The organism is Pseudomonas sp. CBS (assembly GCF_024734645.1).
In the GTDB taxonomy this organism is placed as follows: domain Bacteria; phylum Pseudomonadota; class Gammaproteobacteria; order Pseudomonadales; family Pseudomonadaceae; genus Aquipseudomonas.
In genome coordinates, this window is the sequence record NZ_CP102929.1 from 3,703,662 (window position 1) to 3,727,466 (window position 23,805).

21 protein-coding genes are annotated in these 23,805 nt (G+C 61.6%); 8 read left to right on the forward strand and 13 right to left on the reverse strand.

The features are described 5' to 3' along the window. Positions 1 to 76: 76 nt before the first annotated feature. From trpE to NVB75_RS17035, 10 genes are all read right to left on the reverse strand, one after another. The gene (gene trpE / locus NVB75_RS16990; RefSeq protein ID WP_093204481.1) at positions 77 to 1,558 is read right to left on the reverse strand and encodes an anthranilate synthase component I; all 1,482 of its coding nucleotides are present in this window, start codon (positions 1,556 to 1,558) and stop codon (positions 77 to 79) included. Positions 1,559 to 1,626: 68 nt separating this feature from the next. Next, complete coding sequence (locus tag NVB75_RS16995; RefSeq protein ID WP_258342445.1) at positions 1,627 to 2,445, reverse strand: phosphoglycolate phosphatase; 819 nt, start codon at positions 2,443 to 2,445, stop codon at positions 1,627 to 1,629. Beyond that, on the reverse strand, positions 2,442 to 3,116 hold the full coding sequence (gene rpe, locus NVB75_RS17000) for a ribulose-phosphate 3-epimerase (protein ID WP_008434441.1): 675 nt from the start codon (positions 3,114 to 3,116) through the stop codon (positions 2,442 to 2,444). The genes NVB75_RS16995 and rpe overlap by 4 nt, the downstream gene beginning before the upstream one ends. A gap of 83 nt (positions 3,117 to 3,199) precedes the next feature. Next, entirely contained in the window at positions 3,200 to 4,348 is a 1,149-nt protein-coding gene (locus NVB75_RS17005; RefSeq protein ID WP_258342448.1) for an iron-containing alcohol dehydrogenase, read from the reverse strand. Between the two features lie 202 nt (positions 4,349 to 4,550). Next, positions 4,551 to 5,375, reverse strand: a complete 825-nt coding sequence (locus NVB75_RS17010) for an ABC transporter permease (RefSeq protein ID WP_010167249.1) — start codon at positions 5,373 to 5,375, stop codon at positions 4,551 to 4,553. Between the two features lie 13 nt (positions 5,376 to 5,388). Then, complete coding sequence (locus tag NVB75_RS17015) at positions 5,389 to 6,621, reverse strand: ABC transporter permease (RefSeq protein WP_258342450.1); 1,233 nt, start codon at positions 6,619 to 6,621, stop codon at positions 5,389 to 5,391. Positions 6,622 to 6,794: 173 nt separating this feature from the next. Continuing rightward, the gene (locus NVB75_RS17020; protein ID WP_258342451.1) at positions 6,795 to 7,835 is read right to left on the reverse strand and encodes an ABC transporter substrate-binding protein; all 1,041 of its coding nucleotides are present in this window, start codon (positions 7,833 to 7,835) and stop codon (positions 6,795 to 6,797) included. 43 nt (positions 7,836 to 7,878) lie between these two features. Further along, on the reverse strand, positions 7,879 to 8,991 hold the full coding sequence (locus NVB75_RS17025; protein ID WP_003210974.1) for an ABC transporter ATP-binding protein: 1,113 nt from the start codon (positions 8,989 to 8,991) through the stop codon (positions 7,879 to 7,881). Between the two features lie 214 nt (positions 8,992 to 9,205). Next, positions 9,206 to 9,835 (reverse strand): response regulator transcription factor, encoded by a 630-nt coding sequence (locus tag NVB75_RS17030; protein WP_060541622.1) that lies wholly within the window; start codon positions 9,833 to 9,835, stop codon positions 9,206 to 9,208. Positions 9,836 to 9,860: 25 nt separating this feature from the next. Then, positions 9,861 to 12,248, reverse strand: coding sequence for a PAS domain S-box protein (locus NVB75_RS17035; RefSeq protein ID WP_258342453.1), 2,388 nt, complete (start codon positions 12,246 to 12,248; stop codon positions 9,861 to 9,863). 77 nt (positions 12,249 to 12,325) lie between these two features. Between NVB75_RS17035 and NVB75_RS17040 the strand changes: the two genes are divergently transcribed. Next, the gene (locus NVB75_RS17040) at positions 12,326 to 13,300 is read left to right on the forward strand and encodes an alpha/beta hydrolase family protein (RefSeq protein WP_258342454.1); all 975 of its coding nucleotides are present in this window, start codon (positions 12,326 to 12,328) and stop codon (positions 13,298 to 13,300) included. 180 nt (positions 13,301 to 13,480) lie between these two features. On the opposite strand, the gene NVB75_RS17045 is transcribed toward NVB75_RS17040, so the two are convergent. The 3 genes from NVB75_RS17045 to NVB75_RS17055 are packed head-to-tail and all read right to left on the reverse strand — an operon-like array spanning position 13,481 to position 15,940. Further along, entirely contained in the window at positions 13,481 to 14,248 is a 768-nt protein-coding gene (locus NVB75_RS17045; protein WP_258342455.1) for a TerB family tellurite resistance protein, read from the reverse strand. Position 14,249: 1 nt separating this feature from the next. Then, entirely contained in the window at positions 14,250 to 14,924 is a 675-nt protein-coding gene (gene murU / locus NVB75_RS17050; RefSeq protein WP_258342456.1) for an N-acetylmuramate alpha-1-phosphate uridylyltransferase MurU, read from the reverse strand. Then, complete coding sequence (locus tag NVB75_RS17055) at positions 14,921 to 15,940, reverse strand: aminoglycoside phosphotransferase family protein (RefSeq protein ID WP_258342457.1); 1,020 nt, start codon at positions 15,938 to 15,940, stop codon at positions 14,921 to 14,923. Before NVB75_RS17055 ends, murU begins: the two co-directional genes overlap by 4 nt. A 130-nt stretch (positions 15,941 to 16,070) precedes the next feature. On the opposite strand from NVB75_RS17055, the gene NVB75_RS17060 reads away from it, so the two are divergent. The 7 genes from NVB75_RS17060 to glpE all read left to right on the forward strand — a co-directional run bounded on the left by NVB75_RS17060 (position 16,071) and on the right by glpE (position 23,684). Further along, positions 16,071 to 18,869, forward strand: coding sequence for an LPS-assembly protein LptD (locus tag NVB75_RS17060; protein ID WP_258342458.1), 2,799 nt, complete (start codon positions 16,071 to 16,073; stop codon positions 18,867 to 18,869). Then, a complete protein-coding gene (locus tag NVB75_RS17065; RefSeq protein WP_258342459.1) occupies positions 18,850 to 20,187 on the forward strand; it encodes a peptidylprolyl isomerase in 1,338 nt (445 codons plus the stop codon). The genes NVB75_RS17060 and NVB75_RS17065 overlap by 20 nt, the downstream gene beginning before the upstream one ends. Then, positions 20,184 to 21,173, forward strand: a complete 990-nt coding sequence (gene pdxA / locus NVB75_RS17070) for a 4-hydroxythreonine-4-phosphate dehydrogenase PdxA (protein ID WP_093204434.1) — start codon at positions 20,184 to 20,186, stop codon at positions 21,171 to 21,173. Before NVB75_RS17065 ends, pdxA begins: the two co-directional genes overlap by 4 nt. Next, complete coding sequence (gene rsmA, locus NVB75_RS17075) at positions 21,170 to 21,982, forward strand: 16S rRNA (adenine(1518)-N(6)/adenine(1519)-N(6))-dimethyltransferase RsmA (protein WP_076017896.1); 813 nt, start codon at positions 21,170 to 21,172, stop codon at positions 21,980 to 21,982. Before pdxA ends, rsmA begins: the two co-directional genes overlap by 4 nt. A gap of 107 nt (positions 21,983 to 22,089) precedes the next feature. Then, positions 22,090 to 22,470: a Co2+/Mg2+ efflux protein ApaG gene (apaG, locus tag NVB75_RS17080; RefSeq protein ID WP_003210996.1), complete on the forward strand. Its 381-nt coding sequence runs from the start codon at positions 22,090 to 22,092 to the stop codon at positions 22,468 to 22,470. Next, complete coding sequence (locus tag NVB75_RS17085; RefSeq protein ID WP_258342461.1) at positions 22,470 to 23,321, forward strand: symmetrical bis(5'-nucleosyl)-tetraphosphatase; 852 nt, start codon at positions 22,470 to 22,472, stop codon at positions 23,319 to 23,321. Before apaG ends, NVB75_RS17085 begins: the two co-directional genes overlap by 1 nt. A 33-nt stretch (positions 23,322 to 23,354) precedes the next feature. Further along, the gene (gene glpE, locus NVB75_RS17090; RefSeq protein WP_008434417.1) at positions 23,355 to 23,684 is read left to right on the forward strand and encodes a thiosulfate sulfurtransferase GlpE; all 330 of its coding nucleotides are present in this window, start codon (positions 23,355 to 23,357) and stop codon (positions 23,682 to 23,684) included. Positions 23,685 to 23,805 lie beyond the last annotated feature (121 nt).

The window sequence follows — 23,805 nt, forward strand, 5'->3', positions numbered from 1 at the left end:
CAGTCAATACATCAGGTGACTGTCACACCGCCTTCGCGAGCAAGCCCGCTCCCACATTTTTGATCTACGTCTGACTTCAGTCCTGCGGGGTCTGCTCAGCCAACGCCACCGCACGGAACATCGCCCGGCGCTTGTTCAGTGTTTCTTCCCACTCCAGCGCCGGCACCGAGTCGGCCACGATCCCGCCGCCTGCCTGCACGTGCAGTTCGCCGTCCTTGATCACCGCCGTACGGATCGCGATCGCAGTGTCCATATTGCCGTTCCAGGCGAAATACCCCACCGCGCCGCCATACACACCCCGCTTGACCGGCTCCAGCTCGTCGATGATTTCCATCGCACGAATCTTCGGCGCACCCGATAAGGTGCCCGCCGGCAGGATCGCCCGCAGTGCATCCATCGCGGTCAATCCGGCCTTCAGCTCGCCGGTGACGTTGGACACGATGTGCATCACGTTGGAATAACGCTCGATCACCATCTTCTCGGTGAGCTTCACCGAACCGATTTCCGAAACACGCCCGGTGTCGTTGCGGCCCAGGTCGATCAGCATCAAGTGCTCGGCGATTTCCTTGTCGTCGCTCAGCAGGTCCTGCTCCAGCGCCAGGTCCGCCTCCTCGGTCGCACCGCGAGGGCGCGTGCCGGCAATCGGGCGCACGGTGATCAGGTTGTCTTCCACACGCACCAGCACTTCCGGCGAACTGCCAACCACATGGAAGTCGCCAAAGTTGAAGAAGTACATGTACGGCGTCGGGTTGAAGCAGCGCAGCGCCCGGTACAAATCGATGGGCGCGGCCTTGAAGTCGATGGACATGCGTTGCGACGGCACCACCTGCATGCAATCACCGGCAAGGATATATTCCTTGATGGTATCGACGGCACGCTCGTAGTCAGCCTGGGTAAAGCTGGAGCGGAACACCGGGTCGGCCGCCGGTGGACGGCTAAGGTCCAGGCCACGGCGCGGAGTAATCGGCTGACGCAGCTTTTCCAGCAGCGCTTCGAGGCTGGCCTGGCCTTGCTCGAACGCATCGGCCTGGGAAGGGTCGGCCAACACAATCGCGTGCATCTTGCCCGCGAGGTTATCGAACACCACCACCGCGTCGGAAACCATCAGCAGAATGTCCGGCACGCCCAACGGATCGGGGTTCGGAGATTTGCCCAGGCGTTTTTCCACGTAGCGCACGCAGTCGTAGCCGAAGTAACCCACCAGGCCGCCGTTGAAGCGCGGCAGGCCGGCGATGGTCGGCACGTTGTAGCGCGCCTTGAACGCCTCGACGAAGGCCAGCGGATCTTCCACGTCGTGGCTTTCAATCTCGACGCCGTCCAGGGTGATGCTCACATGGTGATCATGGACACGCAGCACCGTACGGCACGGCAGGCCGATGATCGAATAACGGCCCCATTTCTCGCCACCCTGCACCGACTCCAGCAGATAGGAGTTGGGCTCGTCGGCCAGCTTCAGGTAGATCGACAATGGCGTGTCGAAGTCGGCCAGGGTTTCGCAGGCCATGGGGATACGGTTGTAGCCGGCAGCGGCCAAACGCAGGAATTCTTCGCGGATCATGAGGTGCCTCGTGGCTTGAGGGTCTAACGGTCAGGTGTGCAAACGTGCCGCAGCGCGGCCAGGATCAGTCAGGCGCGCCAACGCCAGCGGGCCAGGGCCTTGATGACTTTCATCCAGAGTTTGCGAGTGACCACCACGATGGGATTTCCAGAAGGGGATGGAACAGCGTCGGGCAACGTTATCTCAGCGCCCGTTCCCAAGCAACCGGGGATTAACAGGCGCAGGTCATCAATCACCAGCGCCGGGGATTCTTCGGCAATCGGCCGGCCATGGTTATAGCCGTAACTCAAGGCCACGCACTTGACCCCCGCCGCTTTCGCCGCCAGCACATCACTGCGCGAATCGCCGACAAACAGCGATTGGGAGGCCGGGATATTGGCCATTTTCATCACGAAAAACAGTGCCGCCGGGTCGGGTTTCTTCTGCGGCAAGGTATCGCCACCGATGATCCAGCGGAAATACCGACCGATCTTCATCTGGTCCAACAGCGGCGCGACGAAGCGCTCCGGCTTGTTGGTGATCAGGGCCATTTCCACGCCCTGCTTGTGCAGCCATTTCAGGGTGTCGCGCACGCCGGGATAAACCTCGGTCAATTCGTGGCCGTTTTCATAGGCCACGTTGAACAACTCAAGCGCATGCTCGGCTTCCACCTCATCGACACCCTCGGCCTCGATGTTGTTGGCCAGAGCCCGGCGCACCAGCATCTGCACGCCGTTGCCAACCCACTCGCGCACCGACTCGATGCCCGCCGGCTTGCGACCGAGCTTGAGCAGCATGTCGTCCACCGCGGCCGCCAGGTCCGGCACCGAATCGATCAACGTACCGTCCAGATCGAACATCACCAGCCGTGGCAGTTTGCCGGGGAACAGCTGCTCAAAGCCGCTCATGGACGCGCCAGCGCCAGTTCTGCACGCATCTTGGCGATCACTTCCTGATAGTCCGGGGCATTGAAGATCGCCGAGCCGGCCACAAAGGTGTCGGCACCCGCTGCGGCGATTTCGCGGATGTTGTTGACGTTGACGCCACCGTCGATCTCCAGGCGGATATCACGGCCCGAGGCATCGATCAGCGCCCGCGCTTCACGCAGCTTGTTGAGGGTGCCGGGGATGAACTTCTGCCCGCCGAAGCCTGGGTTGACGCTCATCAACAGGACCATGTCGACCTTGTCCATCACGTACTCAAGCACGCTCAGCGGAGTGGCCGGGTTGAACACCAGGCCCGCCTTGCAACCGCCCTCGCGGATCAGTTGCAGGGTGCGGTCCACGTGCAGCGTGGCTTCCGGGTGGAAGGTGATGTAGGTCGCACCGGCTTCGATGAAGTCGCCGACGATGCGGTCCACCGGGCTGACCATCAAGTGCGCGTCGATGGGCGCGGTCACGCCGTATTTACGCAGGGCGGCGCAGACCATCGGACCAATGGTCAGGTTCGGCACATAGTGGTTGTCCATGACATCGAAGTGAACGAAGTCGGCACCGGCGGCCAACACGTTGTCCACTTCCTCACCCAGGCGGGCGAAGTCGGCGGAGAGAATCGATGGAGCAATGACGAAGGGCTGCATGACGCACCTTTTTGAGCTAAATCACGATGGCGCGCATTGTATACCTCATGCTTTGCCGCGCGCACCGTGACCTCGCTCAATGGTTAGAACGCAGCCCGGTAGATTTTCTCGATATCAGCGGCGCTGAGCTTGCGCGGATTGTTGCGCATCAGGCGTTCGATCCCCGCAGCCTCTATGGCCATGGCCGGGATCGCGTCTTCGGGCACCCCAAAGCTGCGCAGGCCGGACGGGATCTCCACTGCGGCACACAGTCGCGTCATCGCCTCGACGGCCTGGTCCGCCGCATCCACGGCGCTCAGCCCCGTGACATTCACGCCCATGGCCTGGGCAATCTCCTGCATGCGCTCCACACACGCCAGCTTGTTCCAGTGCATCACGTAGGGCAGCAGCAAGGCATTGCTCACGCCGTGGGCGATGTTGAAGCGCCCGCCCAGTGGATAGGCCAACGCGTGCACCGCGCCCACGCCGGCATTCCCGAACGCCATCCCGGCCATCAGGCTGGCGGTGGCCATGTCGTCACGGGCTTGCAGGTTGAGCGGATTGGCGTAGGCCTTGGGCAACGCCTTGGCGATCAGCTTGATCGCACCGATGGCCAACGCATCGGTGATCGGCGAGGCATTCAGCGACAGATAGGACTCGATGGCATGCACCAACGCATCCACGCCACTGGCGGCAGTCACGCTGCGGGGGCAGGTGAGGGTCATTTGCGGGCTGATCAGGGCTACGTCCGGCAGCAGGAAATCGCTGACGATGCCTTTTTTCAGTTGCGCGACCTTGTCCGACAGAATCGCCACGTTGGTCACTTCAGAACCGGTGCCGGCGGTGGTGGGAATCGCGATCAACGGCGGGCCTTTGCGGGGCACCTGGTCGACGCCGAACAGGTCGGCCAGGGCGCCGTGATAACCGGCGTAGGCCGCCACGCTCTTGGCGATGTCGATGGCACTGCCGCCACCGACGCCGATCAGGCCGTCATGCCCGCCTTCACGGTAGACACGCATGCAGTCCTCGACGATGGCGATTTCCGGGTCGGGCAGCACCCGGTCGAAAATTTCATAGGTCCGTTCGCCCAGGTGCGCCAGCGCCAGCGCTACGGTGCCGGACTTGACCAGTGCCGCATCGGTGACAATCAGCGGGTTGTCGATATCCAGCCGCGTCAGCTCGGCGGCCAGTTGCTCGATGGCACCTGGGCCGGTGAGCAATTTGTGGGCGATCTTGAATGAGGAAGTACTCATGTGCGCGGCCTCTTATCAGTTATGGGCTGGCACAAGAGTAGCTGACTTAGGCTGGTTGTCTTGCATTCAGCGACTGAATAGACACAGAACCAATGTGGGAGCGGGCTTGCTCGCGAAGTAAGTAGGCCAGTCGATATCTCTGCTGACTGACACATCGCCTTCGCGAGCAAGCCCGCTCCCACATTTTGATCCCTGTTGGGCTTTAGACTTGGGCGGTGCGCAGTTTCTCGCTGCGCCCGCGCAGCCATTCCAGGGTCAGCAACAGCACCACCGAGAACGCAATCAACAAGGTCGCCGCTGCGGCAATGGTAGGGCTGAGGTTTTCGCGGATGCCGCTGAACATCTGGCGGGGCAAGGTTGCCTGCTCGGGCCCGGCGAGGAACAGCGTCACCACCACTTCATCAAACGAGGTGGCAAAGGCAAACAGCGCCCCGGAAATCACCCCCGGCGCAATCAGCGGTAAGGTCACCCGGCGAAACGCCGTCAGCGGTGATGCCCCCAGGCTGGCCGCCGCCCGCACCAGGTTATGGTTGAACCCTTGCAAGGTCGCCGACACCGTGATGATCACAAACGGCACGCCCAGCACCGCGTGCACCACGATCAGCGAAAAGAAGCTGTTGCCCAGGCCCAGCGGTGCGAAGAACAGGTAACTGGCCACGCCGATAATCACCACCGGCACCACCATCGGCGAAATCACCAGGGCCATCACCAGCGCCTTGCCCGGGAAATTCCCCCGCGTCAGGCCAATCGCCGCCAGGGTGCCGAACACCATCGCCAGCACCGTGGCCGCCGGGGCGACGATGATGCTGTTCTTCAAGGCGCGCATCCATTCCGCCGAGCCGAAGAAGTCCTGGTACCAGTGCAGCGAGAAGCCTTGCAGCGGGTAGACCAGGAAACTTCCGCTGTTGAACGACAGCGGGATGATCACCAGCACCGGCAAGATCAGGAACAACAGGATCAGGCCGCAGAGAATCCGCAAGCTGTAGAACCAGACCCGTTCCACGGGCGACATATAAGGGCTCAGCATCGCAACGGTCTCCTTAGCTCAGGCGCAGGCGGCTGGCGCCCACCAGCCAGTTGTAGATCAGGTACAGCACCACGGTAGCCAGCAGCAGCAAGCCGCCCAAGGCCGTGGCCATGCCCCAGTTGATGCTGGTGTTGGTGTAGAAGGCCACGAAGTAGCTGACCATCTGGTCGTTCGGGCTGCCCAGCAACGCCGGGGTGATGTAGTAGCCGATCGCCAAAATGAACACCAACAGGCAGCCGGCGCCTACGCCTGCATAAGTCTGCGGGAAGTACACGCGCCAGAAGCTGGCGAATGGGTGACAACCCAGGGAAATCGCCGCCCGCATGTAAGTCGGCGAGATGCCTTTCATCACGCTGTAGATCGGCAGAATCATGAACGGCAGCAGGATGTGCACCATGGAGATGTAGACGCCGAGCCGGTTGAACACCAGTTCCATCGGTTTATCGATCAGGCCCATGCCCATCAGCGCGCTGTTGATCAAGCCGCCGGACTGCAGCAACACGATCCAGGCCGCCACGCGCACCAGCACCGAGGTCCAGAACGGCAGCAGCACCAGGATCATCAGCAGGTTGCTTTGCCGCGCCGGCAAGTTGGCCAGCAGGTAAGCCAGTGGATAGGCCAATAGCAGGCAGCACACGGTAATGACCAGACCCATCCAGAACGTACGGGCGAAGATATCGAGGTAGATCGCCTGGTCTGGAGTGGCCGGGGCGATTTCGCCGAGGTCGTCGATGCGATGATCGACGGCGGCCAGCAGGTAGTAAGGCGTCAGGCTGCTGGTGTTGCGCCGGATCGCCTGCCAGTACGCCGGGTCGCCCCAGCGTTCGTCGAGGTTTTCCAGCGCTTCTTTATAAGAGGCAGGCGCTTCGGTGAACGGCAGCGCCCGCGCGGTTTTCGTCAGCAGGCTGCGATAGCCCGCCAGTTCCATGTTCAAGCGTTTTGAGAGGTCGCCCAGGGTCGAGTTTTTCCGGGCTTCGCCCAGGTCCTCGCTGATGGCCTGGTACACCGGCTCGCCCGGTAGGCCACGACCGTCCCAAGCGGTTACCGCTACCACCGTGCGCGGCAGGCCGCCCACCACTTCCGGGTTGCCGACGCTTTTGTAGAGCAGCGCCACAATCGGCACCAGGAACACCAGCAGCAGAAACACCACCAGCGGCGCGATCAAGGCCTGGGCCTTCCAGCGGTTGAGCCGCTCGGCACGCGCCAGGCGCTGTTTCAGGGTGGGGCTGGGAATGGCGAGGGCCATGGCGAACTCCGGGTTCTTAAACATGAATGCAAAACATTGGTGTGGCGCTTGTCCTGTGGCGAGGGAGCTTGCTCCCGCTGGGCTGCGAAGCGGCCCCGAAAGATGGGACTGCTGCGCAGTCCAGCGGGAGCAAGCTCCCTCGCCACAAGCTGGGTGTCACATTGGCAACCGAGTTACTTGGCAGCCCAGGAATTGAAGCGCTGCTCCAATTGCTCACCGTTATCCGCCCAGAAGCTCACGTCGATCTGCACCTGATTGGCGATGTTTTCCGGGGTAGTCGGCATATCCTTCAGGATGTCCTTCGCCAGCAACGGTACGGCTTGCGTATTGGCCGGACCGTAGGCGATGTTTTCCGAGTAGGTCTTCTGCTGCTGCGGCTGTACCGAGAAGGCGATGAATTTCTTCGCCGCCTCAGCACGGTCCTTGGCCAGGCCTTTCGGAATGGCCCAGGCGTCGAAGTCGTAGATCCCGCCGTTCCACACCACTTTCAGGTTGCTTTCTTTCTGCACGGCGGCGATCCGGCCGTTGTAGGCGGAACTCATCACGACGTCGCCAGAAGCGAGGTACTGCGGCGGTTGGGCGCCCGCTTCCCACCACTGGATATACGGCTTGAGTTCATCGAGTTTCTTGAACGCGCGGTCCTGGCCATCTTTGCCGGCCAGCACTTTGTACACATCCTTCGGCGCCACACCGTCAGCCATCAAGGCGAATTCCAGAGTGTACTTGGCGCCCTTGCGCAGGCCGCGCTTGCCCGGGAATTTCTTGGTGTCCCAGAAATCTGCCCAGCCGCCTGGTGGAGCTTTGAGTTTGTCGGCGTTGTAGGCCAGCACGGTGGACCACACGAAGAAACCCACGCCGCAGGGCTGGATCGCGCCCTTCACGTAGTCGCCCGGGTTGCCGAACAGCTTCGGGTCCAGGGGTTCGAACATGTCTTCGTCACAACCACGGGACAGTTCCGGCGACTCTACTTCCACCAGGTCCCAGGACACGCTCTTGGTGTCGACCATGGCCTTGACCTTGGCCATTTCACCGTTGTACTCGCCGGCGACGATCTTGCCGTTGCCCGCGCTTTCCCACGGTGCGTAGAAGGCCTTGACCTGTGCCGCCTTGTTCGCGCCACCGAAGGACACGACCGTCAAATCAGGGCCCGCCATGGCCTGTGTCGCGCCCATCAGGCTCAAAGCCAGGGCTGAATATTTCAGGGATCTCAACATTGTTGTTCTCTCCACGTGCGAGGTTGGTGAAGCAAGGGGGCGATCAATTCGCCTCTAGAAGTGGGTCGAGTGCGCGAACGTGCTCGACTTGCCAGCCAATCGGTACCACGTCGCCAACCGCCAGGGCTGTGTCCAGCTCGGCGATCGGTTGTTTCACAAAAAAATCGGTCTTGCCGCAGACTTCCAGGCGCACCCGCACGTGGTCCCCCAGGTAGATGAATTCCGCCACGCGCCCGGAGAAGCGGTTGACGCAGCTTTCGCTGGAGCCATTCAGGCTGACGCGCTCCGGGCGTACCGACAGGGTCACCGGACCGCCGACCTGGCCAACGTTCACCGCCAGCGCCTCGACCTTTTCGCCACGCGCCAGCTCGACCACGCAGCGGTCGCCGGTGTGGCTGTGCAGGCGGCCATTGAGACGGTTGTTCTCGCCGATGAAGTTAGCAACGAACGTGTTTTTCGGTTCTTCATACAAGGTGCGCGGGGCAGCGATCTGCTGGATCTCGCCCTGGTGGAACACCGCCACCCGGTCGGACATGGTCAGCGCTTCGCCCTGGTCGTGGGTCACGTACACCACGGTCACGCCGAGGCGCTGGTGCAGGTGCTTGATCTCCATCTGCATGTGCTCGCGCAGCTGCTTGTCGAGGGCGCCGAGGGGTTCGTCCATCAGCACCAGTTGTGGCTCGAACACCAGCGCCCGGGCCAGGGCCACCCGCTGTTGCTGGCCGCCGGAGAGTTGCGCCGGGTAGCGCTGGGCGAAGGCATCGAGCTGGACCATGCTCAGCACACGCTTGACCCGCTCGCTGATGTCGGTCTTGCTCAGGCCGCGTACAGAGAGCGGAAATGCCAGGTTCTCGGAGACGGTCATGTGGGGGAACAGCGCGTAGTTCTGGAACACCATGCCGATGTCACGCTTGTGGGGCGGCACGTTGTTGATGGAGCGGCCGGCCAGCTGGATCTCGCCGGCGGTGGGGGTTTCGAAGCCGGCGAGCATCATCAGGCTGGTGGTCTTGCCCGAACCGGACGGCCCGAGCAGGGTCAGGAACTCGCCCTTGCGAATCTCCAGGTTGAGGTCTTTGACGATCAGGTTCTCGCCGTCGTAGCTCTTTTGCACGCCACGAAAGCTGACCAGCACATCATTTGAATCCACCTCGCTCATACCCGCACCTTTTTGTTTTGGACTGCCATGGACCCAGCGTAGTCCAGCCGCCAGCCCGCGGAAATCGGGGGGCCGGAGAGATTGGCATCAGCAGGATGGAAGGTTTGGGGTAGGGATCGCCCTACACGGATGGCGGGCGTAGAACAGTGCGACAGCTACAGGTGGCAGGAATGGGTTTTCTAGCGGCACAGGGTGGTCGCAAATAGATAGGCGGTTATAGAAGCTTGTGCTCCATGGCGTACTTCACCAGGTCCGCCAGAGAGGTGATGTTGAGCTTTTGCATCAAGCGCGCCTTGTGGGTGCTGATGGTTTTGCTGCTCAACGCCAACTGCTGGGCGATGTCATTGACGTTGGCGCCCTGGGCCAGGCGCTCGAATACCGAGAATTCGCGCTCCGACAACAATGAATGCAACGGGCGCGAATCGGTCAGGCCGACTTCGAAGACCATGCGGTCTGCCAGGTCCGGGTCGATGTACCGTCCGCCCGCCGCGACCTTGCGGATCGCCGTCAGCAGCAGCGCCGGGTCACTGTCCTTGGTGGCGTAGCCGGCGGCACCGACCTTCAGCGCACGAGCGGCCATTTGCGCTTCGTCGTGCATCGATAGCACCAGGATCGCCGGAGGATTGTTCAGCGCACGAATCCGCGGAATGGCTTCCAGGCCGTTGACGCCAGGCATCGAGATGTCCAGCAAGACCACCTCGCAGGGCACGTGGCGCAGGGTCTCCAGCAACTGCTCGCCATTGCTCGCCTCGCCCACCACCAGCAGGTCCTTGGCCAGGCCGATCAGTTGCTTGATGCCTTCGCGAACGATGGTGTGGTCTTCAGCTACCAGTACACGGATCACTGTGGATGTCCTCTTCTTTTGGTTATCAATCCAGCGGCACCGTCACGCTCAGGGTGGTGCCTTCGCCCAACTCACTGTCCAGGCTCAGTTGCCCGCCCATGATCAACACCCGCTCGCGCATGCCCACCAGGCCAAACGACACTGGTCGACCGGGAGCCTGGACGAAACCAATGCCATCGTCGCTGATGGTCAGCCGCAAGTGCGCGCCCTCCACCACCAGCGTCAGTTCGACAGTATGCGCCTGGGCATGGCGCATCACATTGGTCAGTGCCTCCTGCAGGATGCGGAACAGGCCGATAGCCTTGGCGTCGCTCAGTACCGGCAGGTTATCCGGCACCTGCACCAGGCACGGAATCTGCGTACGGGCTTCGAAACGCCGGGCCTGCCATTCGATCGCCGAAGCAATCCCGGCATCGAGAATCGGCGGACGCAAGGCGGTGGCCACATCGCGTACCAGTTGGAACAGTTGGGCGATCAGGCGCTTCATGCTGTTCAGGCGCTCATGCAGGCCGGGATCCAGTTGCGCGTAGGTCAGCTCGCACATCGAGGTTTCCAGCTTGAGCACGGTGAGCATCTGCCCCAGTTCGTCGTGCACTTCTCGGGCGATGCGGGCCTTCTCTTCCTCGCGCACGGTTTCCAGGTGCGCCGACAATTCCCGCAGTTGCGCGCGGGAGGCGTCCAGCTCCAACTCGATGCGTTTGCTCTCGCTGATGTCCCAGACAATTCCGTCCCAGACCACGGCGCCGTCTTCCAGGCGCCGGGTCACAGCCTTGATATCGGCCCAGCGCTGCTCGCCCAGGCGAGTCAGGATGCGGCCCTGCCAGGCCCAGTTGCTCTCGGTCTCGATGGCCTGGTCCTGGGTGCGGTGATAACTGGCGCGGTCATCGGGATGCACCAGGCTGCGAATGCCCATGGCCGGATGGCTGAGCACTTCCGGCGCGTAACCCACCAGGCCCTCGCTGCCCTGGCTGATGTAGGCGAACTCGATCGCCTCGCTGCGCGGCAAGCGTTCCAGGCGAAACACCAGCCCCGGCACATTGGCGGCGATCCCTTGCAGCCGCGCTTCACTTTCCTGCAAGGCCGCGAGGGCCCGGCGACGCTCGGTGACGTCGTTGAGGTAGACCACCAGGTATTCGCCGTCGGCAAAGCGCAGGAAACTCAGGGACACATCGGCTGGCAATACGCTGCCATCGGCGCGCAGGCAATTGGTCGCAAAACTCTGCGGCCCGTCTTCGCTGGCCCGGGCGCGCTTCCACAGGTTGAGCCAACGGTCCATGGTCAGCGTCGGGTCGAATTCGATCAGCGGTCGCTCGATCAGGGCGCCGGGAACGTAGCCGAGCATGGTTTCCGCTGCCTGGTTGGCGTAGCGCACATGGCTGTCCCAATTGACCCAGAGGATGCCGACGGTGCTTTGGTCGATGGAGAACTGGGTCAGGCGCAACGCTTCGGCACCGGCGGCACGGGCGGCGCTTTCTTCACGGGCGGCCAGCAGGCTGTGTTCCAGGCCGCGTTGCTGGCGGCGCTGCCAGAACACTACGGCCAGGCTGGCGAGTAAGAAAAGGCCGAGAAGCAAGGTGAGGTTTTGCCAGAAGCCGGGGGACTCGGTCACACGAGGGTATTTGGGCTGCAGCCAGCGTGTGTGCAACTGGTCCAGATCGCGGGCGGGAATCGAACGCAAGGCGCTTTGCATGATGTCAGCCAGCTCTGGCCAGTCGCGGCGCGTCGCCACCCGCAACAATTGCGGCAGGCCGATATCGCCCACCACGGCGAGGCCGGCGAATTCGGTTTCCCCAGACAACCGGCTCAATTGCGCCTCATCCACCACCGCATACCGCGCCTGCTGGCTTACCAGTAATTGCAGGGCCTGGCGCTCCATGGGCACGCCTTGCAGGTTGAGGCTCGGGTAGGTGCTGCGCAGGTAATCCGCCACGGCGCTGGGCATGCGCACGGCGACGCGGGATTGGTCGTCGAGTTTTTCCAGGTCGACAGCGGTGCTGCCATCGCGAACCCCGACGATGTGCTGGGGCACCCGCATATACGGGTCGGAGAATAACCACAGGCGCAGGCCGGCCGGGGTTTGCAGCAGGCCGGGGGCGAGGTCGACCTCGCCGTCACGCACCGCCGCCTCCAGTTGCTCCTGATTGGGAAAGTTACGCCAGGTCAGCTCGATGTTCAGCGCCTTGGCCAGCCACTGCATCAATTCGACGTTGGCTCCGGACAGCCGCTGCAAGCGCCGATCGTATTGGGCATAAGGCGCCTGCAATACCAGGCCGACCCGCAGGTCCGGATGTTGGTCGAGCCATTCACGCTGGCCGGCATCAAGCTGCGCCTGATGAGCGGCAGGCGCAGGCACGGCGCCCGCGATCAAGGGAAAGCATATACAGCCGATAACCAGCAGGTAGCGAAAACCCATGATCCACGTCTCATATCACTGACAAATACTGACCAACCCATTAGGCTGCCGGAATCACTTCTGGCCGGAAATCAACGATGCCACTTTCCCACCGCTCGGCACTGCCAGCATTGTGCCTGTCGCTGCTGTTTACCAGCGCCTTTTGTGTCGAGGCTGCTGACACTCCCGCTCCCGCTCCGGAAAAACCGGTGGTACGCCAGCCCTTGCCCGAGCGCAGCCAGGAAGAAGCCAACGCCCTGGAGCGACAAATCCCGCAGCAGGAACAGCAACAGCTGCAGGCGGGAAGCGATTCTTTCCTGGCCCTGTGGAAGCCGGCCAACACCGGCGAGCCTGAAGGCGTGGTGATTATCGTCCCGGGCAATGGCGAAAGTGCTGACTGGCCTCAAGCAATCGGGCCGTTGCGCAAGAAATTGCCGGACGCTGCCTGGGGCACCCTGAGCTTGTCACTGCCGGACCTGACCCTGGACACGCTGCCACCCCGGGTCATCGAATCGCCCAAGGCGGCCGTGGACACCAGCAGCAAAGACGCGAGCACCGTCGCCAAACCCGTGGAGCAAGCCGCCAGCGCCGAAGCTGAAGGCACCGACCCGGCCGTGGTTCCGGGCAACGATGAACAAGACAAGACCGATGCCACGCGAATCTTCGCGCGCATTGACGCCGCCCTCGCCTTCGCCCAGACCCAGAATGCCCGCAGCATTGTGCTGCTCGGCCACGGCACCGGCGCCTGGTGGGCCGCACGCTACCTGAGTGAAAAACAACCGGCGCAGGTGCAGAAATTTGTCATGGTGGCCGGACAAACCCCGGTGGGCCGTGCCCCGGACCTGGAACAACTGGCACCGAAACTGAAGGTGGCCACGGCAGACTTTTTCTACCAGGACAACGCCCTGGTACGCAAAGCGGCCCAGGAACGTTCCCAGGCCAGCAAGCGTTTGAAGAATGACAGCTACAAGCAGGTGTCGTTGAAGGCCTTCCCCGATAACAGCCAGGCCGGACAAGAGCAACTGTACCGCCGGATTCGCGGCTGGCTGAGCCCGCAAAAACCGGGGGACTGATCGTAAATCTCAAAAACACTGAAGAGCAAAATGTGGGAGCGGGCTTGCTCGCGAATGCGGTGGATCAGTAACAGATACAGTGACTGACTCACCGCATTCGCGAGCAAGTCGAATCGTCGCACCGCCGCTCCCACAGTTGATCCGGTTTACACCATAAAAAAGCAGCGCCTGATGATTCTGCTAGCGAAAGTCTCGTCTTTCGCGAATCAGCGCATAGGCGTTGTGCAGCTCGCGGGTACGTTCGGTCGCCTCCCGCACCTGGGCTGGACTGGCGCCACTGCCAGCAATTTTGTCCGGGTGGTGCCGGCTCAGCAGGCGCCGGTAAGCGCGCTTGATCACCGAAGGTTCGGTGGTCGAGGTCACCCCCAGAATCCGCAGCGCCTCCTGATAGGCCCCGCCACGATTGGCCAACGGTTTGCGCTCTGGCTCGTAGTCAGCCGCCAAAGCCCGGATCTGCTGCACGGTCCAACCCAGCCATTTGCCCCATTGCTCAATCAACTCGCGCTCGGCGGGACTGGCCTTGCCGTCCGCCCAGGCCATGCGCCAACAGGCACGCAGCACGCCTTCCGCCGCATGAGGCTGAGCCTTGAGCACGCTCAAATAACTGCGCACCCGGTCCGAGCCGGACTTGCCCCGGTTAAAGGCGGCAATCGCCCTGCGCTGGGCTGGCTCAGACATATCCAGCGAGCGCATTTCCTGGCGCGCCTGCTGGATATGCCCGTCCACCACCCGGCCGTTACTCTTGGCCAGGCGACCGAGCAACACGAACAGCAGTTCGTCATTGCGCAACGCCGGCCGGCCGCCAAGGCGCTCGCGTAACTGAGCCCAGCTTTGCAGCTCCAGGCGCCGGTCCAGCGCCTGGCCCAGCAGTGCGCCCAACATGGCCCCCGGAATGCTGGCAATGGCAAAGCCTGCCCCGGCTCCGATCAGAGTCCCTGGCCACAACATCCTAGTGCCCCGCTGTCAGCAGGGTTTCGACTTGCGCCAGGCGCTCCAGTGTCCCGACATCGATCCAGCGTCCGTTCATGTGTTCCCCCGTCACCAACCCTTTCGCCATGGCGTCACGCAACAGCGGCGCCAGTTTGAAAGCACCCGCACTGCAACCCGCGAACAGCTCGGGATGGAGTACGGAAATGCCACTGAAGGTCAGGTTATCGGCACCAGGAGCGGCCTCATGAAGTGCACCGTCCTTTATGTAGAAGTCACCGCCGGACGGGTGATGGGGCGGATTGTCGACCATTACCAGGTGGGCCAGGCCATTCAACGGCTGTTTCAGGCTGGCAAAGTCGTAATCGGTCCAGATGTCGCCATTGACCACCAGGAACGGTTCGTCCCCCAGCAGCGGCAAGGCCTTGAAAATCCCGCCGCCGGTTTCCAGCGGCTCGCCTTCGGCCGAGTACTGGATACGTACGCCGTACTGCGCGCCGTCTCCCAGGTAGCCTTCGATCTGCTGGCCGAGCCACGCATGGTTGATGACGATATCGGTGAAGCCCGCTTTCGCCAGCGCCTCGAGGTGATACTCGATCAGGCGCTTGCCACCGGCCTGGATCAGCGGCTTGGGCGTGTGCAGGGTGAGCGGGCGCATCCGCTCACCTTTGCCGGCGGCCAGGATCATGGCCTTCATACCACCGCCTCGGCGCGCAGGCTCGCCAGCAACTCACCGAGGTCGCTCAACTCTGGCCGGTCCGCGAGCACCGCCTCTATATAAGCAAAGAAGCGCGGCACGTCGGCCAGGTAGCGTGGTTTGCCATCGCGATGGCAGATGCGCGCGAAGATGCCGATCACCTTCAGATGACGCTGCACGCCCATCAGGTCGCTGGCTCGCAGAAACTCTTCAAAGTCCGACTGCACCGGAATACCCAGCGCGCCGGCGCGCTGCCAATAACCGCGCTGCCATTCCCGTACGCGGGCTTTCGGCCAACTGAGGAACGCATCCTTGAACAGGCACGTGATGTCGTAGGTCACCGGGCCGTAGACCGCGTCCTGGAAATCCAGCACGCCGGGGTTCGGCTCGCTGATCATCAGGTTGCGCGGCATGTAGTCGCGGTGCACCAGTACCTTGGGCTGGGCCAGGGCGCTGTCGATCAGGTGTTCACTGACGCGCTGCCACAGGGCAAGTTGCCGCGCGTCAAACTCGATGCCCAACTCCCGGCGAACGTACCATTCAGGAAACAATTCCAGCTCCCGACGTAACAGCGCGACGTCATAGCTGGGCAATGGCGCCTCCATCGGCAATTGCTGGAAAGCCAGCAATGCATCGATGGCATCGGCGAACAATTGATCAGCATTTTGCTCGTCAATCACGTCCAGATAGGTTTTTTTCCCCAGGTCGTTAAGCAAAAGAAAGCCGCGAATCAGATCTTGCGCATAAATTTTCGGAACATTTATTCCCGATTGACCGAGAAAATGAGCGATATCGACGAAAGGTTTGCAGTTTTCCTGGGGGGGTGGAGCGTCCATTACGACAAAACTGCGACCTCCTCCGTCCCATCGGAAGTAACGCCTGAAACTCGCGTCACTGCTGGCCGCAGTCAACGTGGCCGGGGGTACGACACCCCAGCCCTGGGCGGTAAAAAGGCTGGGCAATTGCTCATCAAGCCAGACTTTCAGCTGTTGCAAACGTAGATCTTGGTCGGGCATTACAAGGGTCTCCGACGGCGCTAGCCGTCAAGCGGGTCATGCTTTATTATCACGCATCTTTTTCAGACCATCGAGAGGCGTGCGGCCCACACCGCGGGCAGATGGCACGCAGGAAGCCCGGACTAATAAGATGGCATTGAAATCCCCCGCGTTTCGTAGAAAATTTCCGTTGCTGGTAACCGGCAGTCTGCTGGCCATGCAACCTTTCGCCACCTCATTCGTGGTCGCCGCGGAACAGTATGACTGCTCAGTCTCTGCTTCGGGTGCCTGGGATTGTGCGCCGAAGACGGCCGCAGCCCCGCTGCCACCGCGCCCGGTGCATGACGGCAGTGCCGTCAGCTCCGCCAATGGCACGCCGCAAGGCGAGTCCGGCGGCAGTGCCGAGGCCGTGCCGCAGACCACATTGGTCACCGAAGCCAAGGGCCGCGGCCTGCGTTCGCGCAGCGCCGACTACAGCCATCTGGACTGGGTCCCTCGCGAGAAGCTCACCGCCGCGCAACTGGCCGAAACCGGCCCGTACTGCTCCGGCGCGTACATCGAGCCGATTCGTCCTGGCATGAACGACAAGACGAACAAGAGCGACGCACCGACTTTCATCGGCGCCAAGGTCTCTCGTTACGAGCAGGAACAGCAAGTTGCCTCCCTGGCCGGTGACGTCGTCATGCGCCAGGGCAGCATGCAGGTCGAGGCCGACGAGGCCAACCTCTACCAGGCCGAGAACCGTGGCGAGCTGAACGGCAACGTCCGTCTGCGCGACAACGGCGCCCTGCTGGTGGGCGACCACGCTGAAGTCCAACTGGACACCGGCGCCGCCAAGGTCGACAACGCCGAATACGTGATGCACAAATCGCGCATCCGCGGCAACGCGCTCTACGCCAAGCGTGCCGAGAACGCGATCATCCGTCTCAAGGACGGTACGTACACCACCTGTGAGCCGAACAGCAACGCCTGGCAGCTCAAGGGCAACAACATCACGCTCAACCCGGCCACCGGTTTCGGTACGGCGACCAACGTGACGTTGCGGGTCAAGGACATTCCGATCCTTTACACCCCGTACATCTACTTCCCGATCGACAACCGTCGTCAATCCGGCTTCCTGCCGCCGAGCTTCAGCACCGGCAGCGAGACTGGCTTCACGTTGGTTACGCCGTACTACTTCAACCTGGCGCCGAACTACGATGCCACGTTGTACCCGCAATACATGACCAAGCGCGGCCTGTTGATGGAAGGCGAATTCCGCTACCTCACCAAGTCCAGCGAAGGGCAGTTTGGCGGCGCGTACCTGAACGACGATAGCGACGAGCGAAGCAAGCAGACCGACTACGAAAAAACCCGCTACATGCTCAACTGGCAGCATAAGGGCGGGTTGGACACGCGCGTACTGACCAAGGTCGACTACACCAATATCAGCGATCCATATTACTTCCAGGATTTGAAGTCCTATCAGGAAGGGATCAAGACCCAGGACTACGTGAACCAGCAAGGTTCCGTGACCTATCGTGGCGATACCTACCAGGCGGCGCTGAACCTGCAAGCCTACCAACTGGCTACGATTTCGCAGATCACCCCGTATAACCGGCTGCCGCAGCTCACCTTTAACGGTACGTTGCCATACCATCCAGGTGGGTTGAATTTCGCCTACGAGACCGAAGCGGTAAGGTTTGATCGGGATCTTGAGAGCGGAACGTTCAAGGACGAGAACGGCGACACGTCCGCACGCCTGGACACACTGGTCGCCGGCCTCACGCGCGCCAACGGTACCCGTTTGACTGCTGCGCCAAATGTCTCGCTCCCTCTGGAGTGGAGCTATGGGTTCCTTACTCCGAAACTCAAGTACGTGTACACCAAATACGATCTTGATCTGGATAGCCAGGGCAAGGACGATCTGGTCACAAACCGTATGGGTGCTTCTGCTCTGGGCGAAACATTCAAGAGCTCTCAAAGCCGCGCAGTTCCGATTGCAAGCATCGACAGCGGTCTTTATTTCGACCGCAACACGGACTGGTTTGGAAAACCCTACCGCCAGACACTCGAACCGCGTCTTTTTTATCTCTATGTTCCCGAAAAAGACCAAACCGATATTCCAGTCTTTGACACTGCGGAAACAGCGTTCAGCTACGCGTCGCTGTTTCGCGACAACCGCTTTGTCGGTGGAGACCGTATCGGTGATGAAAACAAGCTGTCGCTGGGTGTAACCAGCCGTTGGATCGAAGAAAACGGATTTGAACGCCAACGTGTGTCCATCGGCCAGGCCATCTACTTCAAAGACCGCGAAGTGCAACTGCCAGGCATCGATGCTACTACCCGCGATGATGCGCACGAAAATGTTTCACCAATCGCACTGGACTACTCGTTCCGCTTCAACCGTGATTGGCGCGCCACTGCGGACTACAACTGGGATCCAACAACCCATAGCCCACGCTCCGGCAGTGCGATGTTCCACTACCAGCCGGAAGACAACCCGAACAAGGTTATCAACGTCGGCTATCGCTATCGTAACGACCAGGTGGTCTACAACCAACTGACCGGCAAATGGCAATTTGGCGGAGACTTCGGTACCGAAGGCCAACCAGGCTTCGTGAAGGATTACTACAAAATCCAGCAACACGACTTCTCGATGATGTGGCCGATCATTCCTCAGTGGAACCTGATCACCCGCTGGCAGTATGACTATGCCCGCAACCGTACCCTGGAAGCCTTCGGTGGTTTCGAGTACGACAACTGCTGCTGGAAACTGCGCGTCATCAACCGTTACTGGGTTTCCAACGACGAATACAGCCAGATCGCCCCGCTGAACGAAAAGGGTGACCACGGGCTCTTCTTCCAGATCGTCCTTAAAGGACTCGGCGGCCTGACCGGCGCCAAGGTAGAGAGCTTCCTCGACAAAGGCATTGAAGGTTATCGTGAACGTGAAGACCAAGCTTTCTGATTGTCTGCGCCCGCTGATGCTGGGCGCGCTGTTCCTGGGTACTGCCGCAGCCCACGCTGCGGTTCAACCGCTGGACAAGGTAGTGGCCATCGTCGATAACGACGTGATCATGCAGAGCCAACTGGACCAACGGGTCAAGGAAGTTCAGCAAACCATCGCCAAGCGCGGTGGCGGCGTACCGCCGACCAGCGTGCTGGACCAGCAGGTGCTTGAGCGCCTGATCGTTGAAAACCTGCAATTGCAGATCGGCGATCGCTCCGGCATCCGTATCAGCGACGAAGAATTGAACCAGGCTGTCGGCACCATCGCTCAGCGCAACAACATGAGCATTGATCAGTTCCGCGCCGCCCTGGCTCACGACGGTCTGTCCTATGAGGACGCCCGTGACCAGATTCGCCGTGAAATGATCATCAGCCGTGTGCGTCAGCGCCGTGTGGCCGAGCGGGTTCAGGTGTCCGAGCAGGAGGTGAAGAACTTCCTGGCCTCTGACCTTGGCAAGATGCAGCTTTCCGAAGAACTGCACCTGGCCAACATCCTGGTTCCTACCCCAGACAGCGCCAACGCTGAACAGCTCAACGCTGCCGCGGCGAAAACCCAAGCGATTTATGACCGGCTCAAGCAAGGCGCTGACTTTGCTCAGATGGCCATTGCCCAGTCCGGCAGCGACAACGCCCTCGAAGGCGGTGACATGGGCTGGCGTAAAGCTGCTCAACTGCCACCACCGTTCGACCGCGAGCTGAGCACCATGGAAGTGGGTGGCATCACCCAGCCTGCGCGCACGCCAGGCGGTTTCATCATCCTCAAGTTGCTCGACAAGCGCGGCGGCGAAGAAGCTCAGATGAAGGACGAAGTTCATGTTCGTCACATCCTGGTCAAGCCAAGCGAAATCCGTACCGAAGCCCAAACCAAGGAACTGGCCCAGAAGATCTATGACCGCATCGAAAGCGGCGAAGACTTTGCCACCCTGGCCAAAAGCTTCTCGGAAGACCCAGGCTCAGCCCTCAACGGCGGCGATCTGAACTGGATCGATCCGAAAGCACTGGTTCCCGAGTTCCAGGACGTCATGGCCAAGACTCCGCAAGGCGTACTGTCCAAACCGTTCAAGACCCAATACGGCTGGCATGTGCTGGAAGTCCTTGGCCGTCGCGCCACTGACAACACCGCCCAGGCCCGCGAGCAACAAGCCCTGACCGTACTGCGTAATCGCAAATACGACGAAGAGCTGCAAACCTGGTTGCGTCAGATCCGTGACGAAGCCTACGTAGAGAACAAGCTTCCTGGCGCCGACCAAACAGGCACCGACCAGGCAGCCCAGTGAAACCCAAGCGTTTCGCATTGACACCCGGCGAGCCGGCCGGCATTGGTCCTGACCTGTGCCTGCTGCTCGCCTCGCACACCCAGCCACACCCCCTGATTGCCATTACCAGCCGCGACTTGCTCCTTGAGCGGGCCGCGCAGCTGGGCGTGGCCGTCGATCTGCTCTCGGTAGGCCCAGGTAACTGGCCTGACCTTCCGGCACCGGCCAACAGCCTGTACGTGTGGGATACCCCCCTGGCGGCCAAGGTCGTCGCCGGGCAACTGGACAAGGCCAACGCTGCCTTCGTCCTCGAAACTCTGACCCGGGCCGGCCAAGGCTGCATCGACGGGGATTTCGCCGGGATGATCACCGCGCCCGTGCACAAGGGCGTGATCAATGAATCGGGGATCGCCTTTTCCGGCCATACCGAATTCCTCGCTGAACTGACCCACACCGAACAAGTGGTGATGATGCTGGCAACGGGCGACCTGCGGGTGGCCCTGGTGACCACTCACCTTCCCCTGCGGGAGATTGCCGACGCCATTACCCCCGAGCGCCTGGAGCGTGTCACACGCATCCTGCACGCCGACCTGCAACAGAAATTCGGCATCGCCCAACCACGCATCCTGGTCTGCGGGCTCAACCCCCACGCCGGTGAAGGTGGCCACCTGGGCCATGAAGAAATCGACATCATCGAACCAACCCTGGAGCGTCTGCGCCTTGAGGGCATGGACCTGCGCGGCCCATTGCCTGCCGACACTCTCTTTACCCCCAAATATCTGGAGCACTGCGACGCAGTGCTGGCGATGTACCATGACCAGGGGCTGCCCGTGCTGAAGTACAAAGGCTTCGGCGCCGCCGTCAACGTGACACTGGGCCTGCCGATCATCCGCACCTCCGTCGACCATGGCACCGCCCTGGACCTCGCCGGCAGCGGCAAGATCGATACCGGCAGCCTGCACGTGGCCCTGGAAACCGCCTATCAGATGGCCGAGACCCGTATATGACCGAGCATTACCAACACCGGGCGCGCAAGCGCTTCGGGCAAAACTTCCTGCACGACGCTGGCGTGATTGACCGAATCCTGCGCTCCATCCATGCCAAGCCCGAAGACCGCCTGCTGGAAATCGGCCCGGGCCAGGGCGCCCTGACCCAAGGCCTGCTGAAAAGTGGCGGCCAGCTGGACGTGGTTGAGTTGGACAAGGACCTGATCCCAATCCTCAACCAGCAGTTCGCCGGCATGCCCAACTTCAACCTGCATCAGGGCGATGCGCTGAAGTTCGACTTCACCAGCCTCAATGCAGCGCCCAACAGCCTGCGGGTGGTCGGCAACCTGCCATACAACATCTCCACCCCGCTGATTTTTCACCTGCTGAACAACGCCGGCATCATCCGCGACATGCACTTCATGCTGCAAAAGGAAGTGGTCGAGCGTCTGGCGGCGGGCCCTGGCGGTGGTGATTGGGGTCGCCTGTCGATCATGGTTCAGTACCATTGCCGCGTAGAGCACCTGTTCAACGTCGGCCCGGGCGCGTTCAACCCGCCGCCGAAGGTCGACTCCGCCATCGTGCGCCTGGTGCCTCACGCGGTGCTGCCGCACCCGGCTAAAGACCACAAATTGCTGGAGCGCGTGGTACGCGAAGCGTTTAACCAACGCCGCAAGACCTTGCGCAATACGCTGAAGGCTTTGCTCAGCAACGCTGAAATCGAAGCCGCCGGCGTCGACGGCAGCCTGCGCCCCGAGCAGTTGGACCTGGCCGCCTTCGTGCGACTGGCTGACCAGCTCGCCATTCAGCCTGCGCCAGCGGCTGAATAAAGTAGCGTCGGGCACGGCCAGACAGCATGTCTGGCCTAGTGCCCACCACTTGGCCTAGACTGATCGGCATCCGCTGTTCCCCCGCTTTTGCTTTTAAGGCCTCTTGCATGTCCGATCCTCGTTATCAGATCGACGTCAGCGTCGTCACCCGCTTTCTGGCGGAACAATCGCAACCCGAGCAGAACCGTTTTGCGTTCGCCTACACCATTACCGTGCAAAACAACGGCGAGCTGCCTGCCAAACTGCTGTCGCGCCACTGGGTCATCACCGACGGTGACGGCCAGGTCGAGGAAGTCCGCGGCGCCGGCGTGGTCGGCCAACAACCGCTGATCGCCCCCGGCAAGAGCCACACCTATAGCAGCGGCACCGTCATGACCTCCCGCGTCGGCAACATGCAAGGCAGCTACCAGATGCTCGCCGACGACGGTAAACACTTCGACGCCATCATCGCCCCATTCCGCCTCGCGGTACCTGGAGCCCTGCACTGATGGCGACGTATGCAGTCGGTGACCTGCAAGGCTGCCTGGAACCGCTCAAGTGCCTGCTCGACCGTGTGGCCTTCGATCCAGCCAAGGATCGCCTGTGGCTGGTAGGCGACTTGGTCAACCGTGGCCCGCAATCCCTGGAAACCCTGCGCTTCCTTTATGGCATGCGCGACTCCCTGGTGTGTGTGCTGGGCAACCATGACCTGCACCTGCTGGCCGCAGGCAATAACATCGAGCGCCTGAAAAAAGGCGACACCCTGCGGGAAATCCTCGAAGCGCCAGACCGCGCCCAGTTGCTTGACTGGCTGCGCCGGCAAAAGATCATGCACTACGACGAGAGTCGTGACATGGCCTTGGTGCATGCGGGCATTCCACCGCAGTGGACGCTGAAGAAAGCCCTCAAGTGTGCAGGCGAAGTCGAAGCCGCCCTGGCCGACGACAACCTGTACACGGCTTACCTGGATGGCATGTACGGCAACGATCCCGTGAAGTGGGACAACGATCTGACCGGCGTCGCCCGCCTGCGGGTGATCACCAACTACTTCACCCGCATGCGTTTCTGCACCGCCGAAGGCAAGCTGGACCTCAAGAGCAAGGAAGGCGCCGACACCGCCCTCCCCGGCTACAAGCCCTGGTTCGCCCACAAGGAGCGCAAGACCCGTGAAACGAAGATCATCTTCGGCCACTGGGCAGCCCTGGAAGGCAAATGCGGTGAACCCGGTGTATTCGCCCTCGACACCGGCTGCGTGTGGGGCGGCGCCATGACCCTGATGAATGTCGACACCGGCGAGCGCTCGAGCTGCCAGTGCGACTCGCCCATTCCCGAACAACTGCAGGCCACGGCAAAGCGCTGAGCCGCGCTTTCACACAGGCCAAAGGAGCCCGCCATGACTGAATTCAAACGTATCCCTCCCGAGCAAGCCCAGGCCCTGCGCGAGCAAGGCGCGGTGGTTGTCGACATCCGCGACCAGCCGACCTACAACGCCGCCCACATCAGTGGTGCCCAGCACCTGGACAACCACAACATTGCCGACTTCATTCGCGCCGCCGACCTCGACGCGCCGGTAATTGTGGCGTGCTACCACGGCAACTCCAGCCAAAGCGCGGCCGCCTACCTCGTGAGCCAGGGTTTCTCCGACGTCTATAGCCTCGACGGTGGCTTTGAGCTATGGCGTGCGACCTATCCTGCAGAAATTGCTGCAGGCGACGCGCAATAATTTTTTTCAAACCCCGCTACCCCGCGTGACGCTTGGCCTCGCGCCGTTTCTGACGAACGGCGCGGCCAAACTAATTTCGTATCGCGCCTTGACCTCCCTGATTCCGAACTATCCTTAAGCG